At 71.6% G+C, this 12,798-nt stretch carries 11 protein-coding genes; 10 read left to right on the forward strand and 1 reads right to left on the reverse strand.

Annotation, left to right across the window (positions count from 1 at the left end; genetic code table 11):
* Positions 1 to 222 precede the first annotated feature (222 nt).
* From DMH12_RS39300 to DMH12_RS32580, 3 genes are all read left to right on the forward strand, one after another.
* Positions 223 to 360, forward strand: coding sequence for a hypothetical protein (locus DMH12_RS39300; protein WP_185832685.1), 138 nt, complete (start codon positions 223 to 225; stop codon positions 358 to 360).
* Between the two features lie 492 nt (positions 361 to 852).
* Entirely contained in the window at positions 853 to 1,122 is a 270-nt protein-coding gene (locus tag DMH12_RS32575; protein ID WP_185832686.1) for a hypothetical protein, read from the forward strand.
* A gap of 352 nt (positions 1,123 to 1,474) precedes the next feature.
* The gene (locus DMH12_RS32580; protein WP_125494987.1) at positions 1,475 to 2,962 is read left to right on the forward strand and encodes a penicillin-binding protein 2; all 1,488 of its coding nucleotides are present in this window, start codon (positions 1,475 to 1,477) and stop codon (positions 2,960 to 2,962) included.
* 34 nt (positions 2,963 to 2,996) lie between these two features.
* Here DMH12_RS32580 and DMH12_RS32585 read toward each other — a convergent pair whose 3' ends face one another.
* Entirely contained in the window at positions 2,997 to 3,356 is a 360-nt protein-coding gene (locus DMH12_RS32585) for a helix-turn-helix domain-containing protein (RefSeq protein WP_125494988.1), read from the reverse strand.
* A 46-nt stretch (positions 3,357 to 3,402) separates the two neighbouring features.
* On the opposite strand from DMH12_RS32585, the gene DMH12_RS32590 reads away from it, so the two are divergent.
* The 7 genes from DMH12_RS32590 to DMH12_RS32620 all read left to right on the forward strand — a co-directional run.
* Positions 3,403 to 4,284, forward strand: coding sequence for a DUF2797 domain-containing protein (locus tag DMH12_RS32590; protein WP_125494989.1), 882 nt, complete (start codon positions 3,403 to 3,405; stop codon positions 4,282 to 4,284).
* An 88-nt stretch (positions 4,285 to 4,372) separates the two neighbouring features.
* Positions 4,373 to 5,263 (forward strand): amidohydrolase family protein, encoded by an 891-nt coding sequence (locus DMH12_RS32595; RefSeq protein ID WP_125494990.1) that lies wholly within the window; start codon positions 4,373 to 4,375, stop codon positions 5,261 to 5,263.
* Positions 5,264 to 5,350: 87 nt separating this feature from the next.
* The gene (locus DMH12_RS32600) at positions 5,351 to 6,091 is read left to right on the forward strand and encodes a response regulator transcription factor (RefSeq protein WP_125494991.1); all 741 of its coding nucleotides are present in this window, start codon (positions 5,351 to 5,353) and stop codon (positions 6,089 to 6,091) included.
* Positions 6,088 to 7,635: a HAMP domain-containing sensor histidine kinase gene (locus DMH12_RS32605; protein ID WP_125494992.1), complete on the forward strand. Its 1,548-nt coding sequence runs from the start codon at positions 6,088 to 6,090 to the stop codon at positions 7,633 to 7,635. Before DMH12_RS32600 ends, DMH12_RS32605 begins: the two co-directional genes overlap by 4 nt.
* Before the next feature lie 14 nt (positions 7,636 to 7,649).
* Positions 7,650 to 9,014: a bifunctional glycosyltransferase family 2/GtrA family protein gene (locus DMH12_RS32610; RefSeq protein WP_125494993.1), complete on the forward strand. Its 1,365-nt coding sequence runs from the start codon at positions 7,650 to 7,652 to the stop codon at positions 9,012 to 9,014.
* Complete coding sequence (locus DMH12_RS32615) at positions 9,011 to 11,242, forward strand: glycosyltransferase family 39 protein (RefSeq protein ID WP_125494994.1); 2,232 nt, start codon at positions 9,011 to 9,013, stop codon at positions 11,240 to 11,242. The genes DMH12_RS32610 and DMH12_RS32615 overlap by 4 nt, the downstream gene beginning before the upstream one ends.
* 89 nt (positions 11,243 to 11,331) lie before the next feature.
* Positions 11,332 to 12,798, forward strand: a 1,467-nt coding sequence (locus DMH12_RS32620; protein WP_125494995.1) for an MFS transporter, incomplete at its 3' end; no start/stop codon positions are given.

Below are 12,798 nucleotides of genomic sequence, written 5' to 3' on the forward strand. Positions count from 1 at the left end.
GGTGGGGCTGAGGACGGTGACGAGGTACCGGGGCGCTGGTTGGGGGCGTCGATGGGGTGGCTGCCGGTCGGCACCGCTGTCCTGATCCCCGAGGGCAGCACGAACCTGGGAGGGCGCACAAGGTCGTTCAGACAGTGGGGTGCTCCACCTTGTGCGCCCTCCCAGAACCGTGCTGGGGCGGAGCCCATCAGGACAACGGCACCGACCTCGAAGGAGCACACCATGAGCTGCACCAACTCCCAGTGCGACAGCGGCATCATCCCCAACCCGTACTCCGACGACCCCGAGGCCCTCACCCTCTGCCCCGACTGCAACCCCGGCTCCGACACGTACGACGCCTACGACGCCTTCGAGGACTGACCGCCAGGGCCCCGGCTCAGGTCGGGGCCCATACAGCGACGGCTCCCCCTAGACCACGCCCGCGCCACGGTGTGTGGGTCGACGGCGGACGGGATGGGAGCTGAGGTGAGTCGTGGTGCGAGTTCTGGCGGGCACTGAGCCGATTTAGGTAAGGTGAGCTTCCTCACGCGGCAAAAGCGGGCATAAGGGTAGATATGCAATGCATATCGAGATGCTTTGGGATCTGACGGACCGTCATTTTCGGCATCTTTGTCAGTGGTGCGTGATATAGGAGTGAGGAACCGCAGGTCAGCGTCCTGACCTGTCGTCAAAACATTCGGTCTGAGTGTGACATGGGGTACCTCGTCTACACCTTGTTCGTCACCGAGGCGCAGTTCCTGTGTCGGCGCCTGCTGTCGGTGGCGTGCCATAACGTCTAAGGGACAACACCGAAGAGCGCGCCCGCTCTTGGGGAAGAGACCTCGGGCGCGCTCCCCTGTAACCGGAGGACGAATGCCCAACCCGGATCGCGGCGGACTGTCGTTCATCGACGCCCGCCTTCTGCAAACTCTCGCACGCGGCACTGACAGTGGCAACAAAACCATGATCATGTACGCCGCTGCACTTGCCTGCGTGATCAACGGTGACACGATGACCGATGTTCTCCGCCAGGCCACTTGGCTGGTGGTCGCCGTGATCATCTTGATCATTGTCCAGGAGACGTCCGCGCGCCTCCCGCGGGGTCAGGTCAAGCACTCCCTCTTGCCCGACACCAGCGCCTGACGTCAGGGCTGCGTACGGAGCCGCACCAACCGGCCGTGATGCACTGCACCGCTGTACAGCAACGAAGTACAGCAACCCCAGCACCCGATCCCGTCCGACTGCGTCCCCCTAGAGCCCAAGCGTGACCGAGATGGCCCTCACCGACCGATCCACATAGAGCTACGGATCAGAAGGTTGCAGGTTCGAATCCTGCCGAGTGCACATATGTCGAAGGCCCGTCGAATCGCCGACGGGCCTTCGGTGTTTTCCCGGTCGGCGTGATCGTCTTTTGCAAGTGTGTCTAGGGTGTGCGCATGTTGCGAGGACGCATCTTCTTCATATCCGACCGGCCGAGCCTCGACGGAGGCACCCGGTGAACAAGCCGCTGAGGGCCGTGGCGATCTTCTGCGGGCTGCTGGTGCTCGGTCTGCTGATCCGGGCGAACTGGCTGCAGTACGTCCGTGCCCCGGAGCTCGCCTCCGACGACAAGAACCGACGGGTCCAGATCGAGCAGTTCGCCACCCCGCGCGGCGACATCGTCGTCGGCGGCCGGGCCATCACCGGCTCCGCCGAGGTGAAGGGCACCGACCTCAAGTTCAAGCGCACCTACACCAACGGGCCGATGTACGCCCCGGTGACGGGATACGCGTCGCAGGCCCAGGGCATGACGCTGCTGGAGAAGATCTACGACGGCATCCTCACCGGAAAGGACGACCGGCTGGCCTTCCAGCGGTTCGCCGACGTCGTCAGTGGTGAGGGACGACGGGCCGGCTCGGTGGTCACCACCATCGACCCGAAGGCGCAGAAGGCCGCCTGGGACGGGCTGACCGACCTGAAGGGCGCCCGGGGTGCCGTGGTCGCGCTGGACCCGCAGACGGGGAAGGTGCTGGCGCTGGTCTCGGCGCCCTCCTACGATCCGTCGAAGTTCGCGGGCAGCACCTTCAAGGAGTCCGACCGCTTCGTGGCGCTGGACAAGCAGAAGAACAAGCCGCTGGCCAACCGCGCGCTGCGCGAGACCTACCCGCCGGGCTCGACCTTCAAGATCCTCACCGCGGCCGCCGCCCTGGAGCACGGGATCGTCTCGGACGTCGACGCCCGCACGGACGCCGCCTCCCCCTACCAGCTGCCGCAGGCCAGCAACAAGATCGGCAGCGAGGCCGGCGACGCGGTCTGCAACAAGGCCTCGATGAAGACCGCCATGCAGTACTCCTGCAACAACGTCTTCCTGGACGCCGCCTCCAAGCTGGGGCAGGACAAGATGCGCGAGACGGCGCAGAAGTTCGGGTTCAACGAGGACGTCTACTCCGAGGAGTTCGGCGACCTGCTCGCCTCCAAGAGCCTCTACCCGGAGGACCTCGACGCGCCGGGCACCGCGCTCACCGGCATGGGGCAGGGCAGCCTGACCAGTACGCCGATGCAGATGGCCATGGTCACCGCCGGGCTGGCCAACGACGGCAAGGTGATGCAGCCGTACATCGTCGACGAGGTCAAGGGACCGGATCTCGGCACGCTGGAGAAGACCGAGCCCAAGGTGATGAGCGAGGCCGTCTCCGCCGAGACCGCGCAGAAGGTCCAGGAGATGATGGAGTTCACCGCCAAGGAGGGCAGCGCCCGCCGCGCCCAGATCGACGGCATCACGGTCGGCGGCAAGACCGGTACCGCGCAGCGCGGTGTCGACGTCAACGACGAGGTCCCCTACGGCTGGTTCGTCTCCTACGGCAAGAAGGACGACGGGTCCTCCGTCGCCGTGGCCGTCTTCATCGACCCGACCGACATGGACATCTCCCGTGAGGACATCTCCGGTGGCGGTCTCGGCGCGCCGATCGCCAAGAGCGTCATGAAGGCGGTCCTCCAGCAGTGACGCCGGAGGCGGTGGTGGCGGAGGCGCTGGTGGTTCAGGCTCCCGCGGCGTCGTACGCCTCGCGGGCCCGTTCGACCGCCGCCATCCGCCGCTCCGTCCACAGCGCCAGGTCCCTGACCTGCTCGGCGGCCTCCCGGCCGAGGCCGGTCAGGGAGTAGTCGACGCGGGGCGGGATCACCGGCTTGGCGTCCCGGTGGACCAGGCCGTCGCGCTCCAGGGTGCGCAGGGTCTGCGCCAGCATCTTCTCGCTGACGCTGCCGATCTCGCGGCGCAGCTCGCTGAAGCGGTAGGGGCGCTCCAGCAGCGCGATCAGGGCCAGCGTGCCCCAGCGGCTGGTGACGTGCTCCATGACCAGGCGCTCGGGGCACAGCGGGTCGATGTCTGCCATGTCCATACGGTACTTCCGCCGTTGTCAGTGGTGGCCTCTAGTCTCGACGGTGATGGCACAGGCATGGAAGTGCGCGGGGCTGCGCTGGACGGGCGAGGGCCCGGTGCTGACGTGGGCCGGGGGGCGGAGCAGTGCCCTGGCCCGGGGGAGACGGGTGGCCTTCGCGGTCGCCGAGGGGGGTGTCCGGACCTGCGTGGGAGCACGGGGGAACGCGTGCCCGGTGCGCGCCGGTGTGCCGGGGCGGAGCACGGGGGCGCGGTGCGAGGAGTGCGCGCGGCTGGACCGGGCGCACTCCGTGGCCGCCGACACCATCGCCGACGACCCGCGGCCGTACCGCGTCTACCTGGCCTGGTTCGGGCCCGGCCTGGTCAAGGTGGGGATCACCGCGCAGGCGCGGGGCCCGGCCCGGCTGCTGGAGCAGGGCGCCGTCTGCTTCAGCTGGCTGGGCCGCGGGCCCCTGATGGCCGCCCGGCGGACCGAGGAGCTGCTGCGGGCGGCGCTGGGCGTCCCGGACCGGATTCCGTACGCCCACAAGCGGGCGGTGCGCGCCGCGCTGCCCGGGACGGCGGGGGAGCGGTCGGCGGAGATCGCGGAGCTGCACGCGCGGGCGGTGGCGCTCGGCGGCTGGCCCGAGTCGCTGACGCCGGAGCCGTTCCGGGGCGTGGACCACGCGGGCGTCTTCGGGATCGAGGGTCCGGACCGGTGTCCGGCCGCCGTGGGCGAGGTGGCCGAGCTGGCGGCCGGCGGGGCGATCGGGGGCGCGCTGGTGGCGGCCGCCGGGCCGGATCTGCATCTGGCGACGGAGCGCGGGGTCGTCGTCCTCGACACCCGGCTGATGACGGGGTGGGAGCTGGTGTCCGCCGGCGGGGAGCCCTGTGCCGTGCCGGTGCGTGAGTACAGGGCGGCGGCCGGGGTCCAGGACGAGCTGTTCTGAGACCCTTCCCACCCCTCTTCCCACACCTCTTCCCACCCCCCTTCCCGCTCCTCTTGTCCGGGGGCGGGCCGGGCGCGATCGTGGCCCCATGAGTGATCACGAGGCCGGGCAGGTCCGGCAGTTCTGGGAGGGGCTCGGGCTGCCCGGGCTGGTCGACGTGCACACCCACTTCATGCCCGAGCGGGTGCTGGCCAAGGTCTGGGCCTACTTCGACGGCCTCGGCCCGCTGACCGGCGGATTCGAGTGGCCGATCACCTACCGGCAGGAAGAGGACGAACGCGCGGCACTGCTCCGGGAGTTCGGGGTAAGGGCGTTCACGGCGATGCTGTACCCGCACAAGGCCGGGATGGCCGAGTGGCTGAACGGCTGGGCGGTGGACTTCGCCCGCCGTACACCCGACTGCCTGCACACCTCCACCCTGTTTCCCGAGCCGGGTGTCGAGGCGTACGTCCGGCGGGCCGTCGAGTCGGGGGCACGGGTCTTCAAGGCGCATGTGCAGGTGGGGGCGTACGACCCGGCCGACGAACTGCTCGACGCCGCCTGGGGCGTGCTCGCGGAGGCGGGGGTGCCGGTCGTCGTCCACTGCGGGTCGGGGCCCGCGCCCGGCAAGCACACCGGGCCCGAGCCGATCGCCCGGGTGCTGGCCCGGCACCCCCGGCTGCGGCTGATCGTCGCGCACCTCGGGATGCCCGAGTACGAGGACTTCCTCGACCTCGCCGAGCGGTACGGCGAGGTGCGGCTGGACACGACCATGGCCTTCACCGACTTCAGTGAACGCCTCGCGCCCTTTCCCCGCCGGGCGCTGCCCAGGCTGGCGGAGCTCGGCGACCGGATCCTGCTCGGGTCGGACTTTCCCAACATCCCGTACCCCTACCTGCACCAGCTGCACGCCCTGGAGCGGCTGGACCTGGGCGACGCCTGGCTGCGGGGGGTCTGCCACGACAACGGGGCGCGGCTGTTCGCGCTGGGGGACGGCTGAGACGCGGCGGTCCGCCGTCGCGGTTTCTCAGACAAATCACAGGTTGGGGAAAGGACGTTCTCAGAGCGCCCCGCCATCGTCTCCGGTATGACCACGACCTCGCCCCAGGGGCGCACCGAACTGCTGAGGCCGGACGGGAGCCCCGTCCGGGTGCTTGTGGTGGACGACGAGCAGTCCATCACCGAGCTGCTCTCCATGGCCCTGCGCTACGAGGGCTGGCAGATCCGCAGCGCCGGTGACGGCCACGGCGCCGTCCAGTCCGCGCGGGACTTCCGGCCCGACGCCGTCGTGCTGGACATGATGCTGCCCGACATGGACGGCCTGAGCGTGCTGGGGCGGCTGCGCCGCGACCTGCCGGACGTGCCGGTGCTGTTCCTGACCGCCAAGGACGCGGTCGAGGACCGCATCGCCGGGCTGACCGCCGGCGGGGACGACTACGTCACCAAGCCGTTCAGCCTGGAGGAGGTCGTCGCCCGGCTGCGCGGCCTGATCCGGCGCTCGGGCGCCGCCGACCGGCGTTCCGAGTCCGTCCTCGTCGTCGGCGACCTCACGCTGGACGAGGACAGCCACGAGGTCACCCGGGGCGGCGACGGGATCCACCTCACCGCCACCGAGTTCGAGCTGCTGCGGTTCCTGATGCGCAACCCGCGGCGCGTGCTGAGCAAGGCGCAGATCCTGGACCGCGTGTGGTCGTACGACTTCGGCGGTCAGGCCAACGTCGTCGAGCTGTACATCTCGTACCTGCGGCGGAAGATCGACGCCGGACGCGAGCCGATGATCCACACCCGGCGCGGAGCCGGTTACCTGATCAAGCCCGCCTCCTCATGACCCGACGGCGACGACCGCGGCCGCGGGCCCTGCGGACCCGGCTCGTGGTCGCGTCGGTGGCGCTGATCGCCGTGGTCTGCGCGGTGATCGGGACCGTGACGACGGTGGCGCTGCGCTCCCATCTGTACGAGCAGCTGGACAAGCAGGTGGACGAGGTCGCGATGCGGGTGTCCGGGTTCGGGCCGCCCGGCGACCGCCGGCCGGGCGGCGGGGGCCCGCAGGGGATGGACCTCGACGAGTTCGTCACCCGCGGACCGCAGCCTCGCGACACGGTCGTCGCCGAGGTCCGGGACGGTGTCGTCGTCGACGCCAAGTACGGTGAGAAGGACGACGACAGCACCAACTTCAGCGGCACCAGCCCGGTCGCCCTCACCGAGGCGGAGCGCGCCGCGCTGGCGTCCGTCCCCCGGGACGGCGACCGGCACACCGTCGAGATCGGCGGCCTCGGCGACTACCGAGTGGAGTACAAGGACGGCTACTACGCCGCCGTCCCGACCTCCGAGGTGACCAGCACCGTCAACACCCTGATCCTGGTGGAGGCCAGCGTCACCGCCGCCGGTCTCATCGCCGCCTCCCTCGCCGGGACCGTCATCGTCGGCGTCGCCACCCGCCCCCTGCGCCGGGTCGCCGCCACCGCCGGCCGGGTCTCCGAACTCCCCCTGCACGCGGGCGAGGTGAACCTCGACGAACGCGTCCCGGAGTCCGAGTGCGACCCGCACACCGAGGTCGGCCGGGTCGGGTCCGCCCTCAACCGGATGCTCGACCACGTGCACGGGGCGCTGCACGCACGGCAGGAGAGCGAGACGCGGGTACGGCAGTTCGTCGCGGACGCCAGCCACGAGCTGCGCACCCCGCTGTCCTCCATCCGCGGGTACGCCGAACTCACCCGCAGAGGACGCGAACAGGTCGGCCCCGACACCCGGCACGCGCTCGGCCGCATCGAGTCCGAGGCCGGGCGGATGACCCTCCTGGTCGAGGATCTGCTGCTGCTCGCCCGCCTGGACGCCGGGCGGCCGCTGCGGTTCGAGCGGACCGACCTCGTACCGCTGGTCGTGGACGCCGTCAGCGACGCCCGCGCGGCCGGGCTCGACCACAACTGGCGGCTCGACCTGCCCGAGGAACCGGCACCGGTCTCGGCGGACGCCGCCCGCCTCCAGCAGGTGCTGGTCAACCTGCTGGGCAACGCCCGCAACCACACCCCGCCCGGCACCACCGTCACCGCGCGGGTGCGGGCGGGCGGCGGGTGGCTGTGCGTGGACGTCGAGGACAACGGGCCCGGGATCCCCGCGGAGCTGCTGCCGCACGTCTTCGAACGGTTCGCGCGGGGCGACTCCGCGCGCTCCCGGGCCACCGGCTCGACGGGGCTCGGGCTCGCCATCGTGCACGCCGTGACGACCGCGCACGGCGGCGGTGTGACCGTCACGAGCGTGCCGGGGCGGACGGTCTTCACCGTGCGTCTGCCCGCGCCGCCGGACCCGGCCGGCGACCGGGCGTACTCACAGGCGCGGCACAGCCTCACCACACGGGTGCGACAGGGGAGTTGAGAAGAGTCGGTCCCATGCGAACCGACTCTTCTCCCGGCTCCCTGCCGGCGCGGGAGCATCTCCCGGCCACAGGAGCCGGTACGCCTGTCCTGGACGTAGTGGTCCCCGTCTACAACGAGGAGAAGGACCTCGGGCCGTGCGTCCGGCGGCTGCACGAGCACCTCACCCGGACGTTCCCCTACGCCTTCCGCATCACCGTCGCGGACAACGCCTCCACCGACGCCACCGAGCACGTCGCGGCCCGGCTGGCGGCGGACCTCGTGGAGGTCAGGTCCGTCCGCCTCGAGCAGAAGGGCCGGGGGCGGGCCCTGCGGACCGTCTGGTCCGCCTCGGACGCCCCGGTCCTCGCCTACATGGACGTGGACCTCTCCACCGACCTCAACGCGCTGCTGCCGCTGGTGGCGCCGCTGATCTCCGGGCACTCCGACCTCGCGATCGGCTCGCGGCTCGCCCGCAGCTCGCGGGTGGTGCGCGGCGCCAAGCGGGAGTTCATCTCCCGCACCTACAACCTCATCCTGCGCGGCTCCCTCCAGGCCCGCTTCTCCGACGCCCAGTGCGGCTTCAAGGCGATCCGCCGGGACGTCGCCCAGGTGCTGCTGCCGCTGGTGGAGGACACGGGCTGGTTCTTCGACACCGAGATGCTGGTCCTCGCCGAGCGTGCCGGGTGCCGGATACACGAGGTCCCGGTCGACTGGGTCGACGACCCCGACTCCACCGTGCACATCGTCCGGACCGCGACCGACGACCTCAAGGGCGTGTGGCGGGTCGGCAGGGCGCTGGCCACCGGGTCGCTGCCGCTGGACCGGCTGGCCCGGCCCTTCGGCGACGACCCGCGCGACCGTGAGCTGACGGGCGTACCGCAGGGGCTGGCCCGGCAGCTCGTCGGGTTCTGCGTCGTGGGCGTCCTGTCCACCCTCTTCTACCTGCTCCTCTACAGCGGCTTCCGCGTCTTCGCCGGCTCCCAGGTCGCCAACGCGCTCGCCCTGCTGGTCTCGGCGGTCGCCAACACCGCCGCCAACCGGCGGCTGACCTTCGGGGTGCGGGGCCGGGGCGGTGCGGTGCGGCACCAGGCGCAGGGGCTGGTCGTCTTCGGCATCGGTCTCGCGCTGACCAGCGGCTCGCTCGCCGCCCTGAGCGCGGCGACGACCGACCCGGACCACTCCACCGAGCTGGCGGTGCTGATCGCGGCCAACCTCGCGGCCACCGTCCTGCGCTTCCTGCTCTTCCGCGCCTGGGTGTTCCCGGAGACGCCGGCCACCGAGGCCGGCCATGTACCGGAGCCCGGGGTTCCTGATCAGTACCTGGTCTGGGGCGACGCGACCGCGCGCCTCCAGCCGGTCCACCCCGCCGCCGACACCGACCCGAGGAACGGACGATGACGACGCACTACGAACGGCCCGCGCCCGCCGGGGACACCCCAACCCCAGGCGTCGAGGGCGGGGAGCCGCCGTCCCGCGCCCCGTCCGCGCACCGCGGCACCCGCCGGTCCGGGCTGCACGGACTGTGGCGGGGCCGCCCCGAGGACCCCCGCTGGGTCCGTCCGGCCTTCCTCGGCCTGCTGCTGGCCACCGCGCTGCTCTACCTCTACAACCTGAGTGCCTCGGGCTACGCCAACTCCTTCTACTCGGCGGCCGTCCAGGCGGGCAGTGAGTCCTGGAAGGCGTTCTTCTTCGGCTCGCTCGACGCGGGCAACGCCATCACCGTCGACAAGCCCCCGGCCGCCCTGTGGCCGATGGCGCTGGCGGTGCGGGTCTTCGGGCTCTCCTCCTGGTCGATCCTCGTCCCCGAGGTGCTGATGGGCGTCGGGACGGTCGCCGTCGTGTACGCGGCCGTGCGCCGCCGGTTCGGCCCCGCGGCCGGCCTGATCGCCGGTGCGGTGCTGGCGCTCACGCCGGTCGCGGCGCTGATGTTCCGCTTCAACAACCCGGACGCGCTGCTGGCCCTGCTGATGTCCGTCGCCTGCTACCTCGTCGTACGGGCGCTGGAGGACGGCCGGACCAAGTGGCTGGTGTGGGCGGGGGCCGCGATCGGCTTCGCGTTCCTGGCGAAGACCCTCCAGGCCTTCCTGATCCTGCCCGCGCTCGCCCTCGTCTACGGCGTCTGCGCGCCGGTGCGGCTGCGCAGGCGGCTCGGGCAGCTCGCGCTGGCGGCCCTCGCCATCGTCGTCTCCGGCGGCTGGTGGGTCGCGGTCGTGGAGCTGTGGCCCGCGTCGTCCCGCCCGTATGTCGGCGGCTCGCAGAACAACAGCTTCCTGGAGCTGACCTTCGGCTACAACGGCCTCGGCCGGCTCAACGGCGAGGAGACCGGCAGCGTCGGCGGCGGCGGGGGCCCCGGTGGCGCGGGCGGCGGGATGTGGGGCGAGACCGGCTGGGACCGGATGTTCAACTCCGAGATCGGCGGCCAGATCTCCTGGCTGCTGCCGGCCGCCCTGATCCTGCTCGTCGCGGGCCTGGTCGCCACGCGCCGCGCGGGCCGCACGGACACCGCACGCGGGTCCTTCCTGGTCTGGGGCGGTTCGCTGCTGATGACCGCGGCCGTCTTCAGCTACATGGCCGGCATCTTCCACCAGTACTACACGGTGGCCCTGGCGCCCTACCTGGCGGCCGTGGTCGGCATGGGTGCCGCGGCGCTGTGGGAGCGGCGGGAGCGGATCTGGGCCTCGCTCGCCCTCGCGGCGGCCGTCACGGCGACGGCGGCGTGGGGATACGTGCTGCTCAACCGCACACCGGACTACCTGCCGTGGCTGAAGTGGCTGGTCCTGGTCGGCGGCCTGGCCGCCGCGCTCGGGCTGGTCTTCGCCGGGCGGCTGGGGCGCCGGATCGTCCTCGCGGTCGCCGGGCTGGGCCTCGTGGCGTCGCTGGCGGCGCCGACGGCGTACACGCTGAGCACCGTGCGGGAGGGGCACAGCGGCTCCATCGTCACGGCCGGTCCGTCCGGCGCGAGCATGATGGGCGGCCCAGGCGGCGGCCGCGGCGGCTTCCCGGGCGGCGGCGACTTTCCCGGCGGCGGAACCCCGCCCGGCCAGGGCCAGGGCCAGGGCCAGGGCCAGGGACAGGGACAAGGTCAGGGCCAGGGTCAGGGCGGTGCCGGCAGCGGAGGCTTCCCGGGAGGCGCGCCGGGCCGGAACGGCCAGATGCCGGGCGGCCAGGCCCCGAACGGTCAGACGGCACCGAACGGTCAGACGGCACCGAACGGCCGGACCGGCGAGGGCGGCCGCACGGGCGCCGGCGGGATGGGCGGCGGCGCGGGCGGGCTGCTCAACGGCGCCCAGGTCGACTCCGAGGCCAAGAAGCTCCTGGAGACGGACGCCGGGGACTACACCTGGGCGGCCGCCGCGATCGGCTCCCAGAACGCCGCGAGCTACCAGCTCAGCACCGGCGACCCGGTGATGGCGATCGGCGGCTTCAACGGCACGGACCCGTCACCGACCCTGGCCCAGTTCAAGAAGTACGTGGCCGACGGCAGGATCCACTACTTCATCGGCGGCGGTGGCATGGGAGGCGACTCCGGCACCGCGTCGCAGATCACCTCCTGGGTCGAGGCCAACTTCAAGGAGGTCACGGCCGGCTCGGCCACCTTCTACGACCTCACCCAGCCGACGAGCTGACCGGAGGACCGGCGTAGGCCCGCTCCGGTGCACCTCTGGTGCACAGTGTCTGTTGTACAGCGTATGGGAGACCCTATACGCTGTACAACATGACGACGTCCTCCCAGGAACAGAAGGCCGCTCCCACGGTCCAGGGCCACCCGCAGCGCTGGCTGATCCTCGGTGTCATCAGCCTCGCCCAGCTCACGGTGGTGCTGGACAACACCGTGCTCAACGTGGCCATCCCCTCGCTCACCGGCGAACTGGGCGCGTCCACCTCCGACATCCAGTGGATGATCAACGCCTACTCGCTGGTCCAGTCCGGCCTGCTGCTCACCGCGGGCAGCGCCGCCGACCGCTACGGCCGCAAGAAGATGCTCGCGGCCGGCCTCGCCCTGTTCGGCCTGGGCTCGCTGGCCGCGGGACTCGCGGAGACCACCGGTCAGCTGATCGCGGCACGGGCCGGGATGGGCGTCGGCGGCGCCCTGCTGCTGACCACCACGCTCGCCGTGGTCATGCAGATCTTCGCACCCGACGAGCACGCGAAGGCCATCGGCATCTGGAGCGCGGTCAGCGCGCTCGGCTTCGCCTGCGGTCCGCTGATCGGCGGGTTCGTGCTCGACCACTTCTGGTGGGGCGCGATCTTCCTGATCAACCTGCCGGTCGTCGTCCTCGGTCTGGTCGCGGTCGTGACCCTGGTCCCCGAGTCGAAGGACCGGCGGGGCGACCGCCCCGATCTGCTCGGCGCCGTCCTCTCCACGATCGGGATGGCCGCGCTCGTCTACGCGATCATCTCCGGCCCCGAGCACGGCTGGTCGTCGGGCAGGGTCCTGGCCACGGCCGCCGTCGCGGTGGGGGTGCTCGGTCTCTTCGCGTACTGGGAGAGCCGGGTCCCGTATCCGATGCTCGACCTCCAGTTCTTCCGCGACCTGCGGTTCACGGGCGCGGTGGCCGGTCTGGTGCTGATCACCTTCGGGATGGGCGGCGCGCTGTTCCTGCTGACCCAGCACCTCCAGTTCGTGCTCGGATACGGCCCGTTGGAGGCGGGGCTGCGGACGGCGCCGCTCGCCCTGACGGTGGTGCTGCTCAACTTCTCCGGCGTGGCGGCGAAGTGGCTGGCCCGGCTGGGCACGCCGGTGGCGGTGCTGCTGAGCATGGTGCTGATGTCGGCGGGCCTGGTGTGCATCGCCACCCTGGCAGGGCAGGGCTACGCCGGCACGCTGCTGGGGCTGCTGCTGATCGGCGTGGGGTGCGCGCTCGGCAACCCGGCCATGGCACACGCCCTGATGAGCGCGATTCCGCCGGCCAGGGCCGGGGTCGGCGCGGGGGTCAACGGTACGTTGGCGGAGTTCGGCAACGGGCTGGGCGTTGCCGTGCTGGGGGCGGTGCTGAACTCGCGCTTCGCGGCGCTGGTGCCCGTCGCGGCGACGTCGTTGCCGGGCGCGCTGGCCGCGGCGGAGGGCGAGGCGGAGCGGGAGCGGGTGATCGACGCGTTCTCCTCCGGCCTCGAGAGCAGTCAGTTGGTGGGGGCGGTGGCCGTGCTGCTCGGTGGGGTGGTGGCGGCGGTGCTGCTGCGG

The organism is Streptomyces sp. WAC 04229 (assembly GCF_003947455.1).
Lineage (GTDB): Bacteria > Actinomycetota > Actinomycetes > Streptomycetales > Streptomycetaceae > Streptomyces.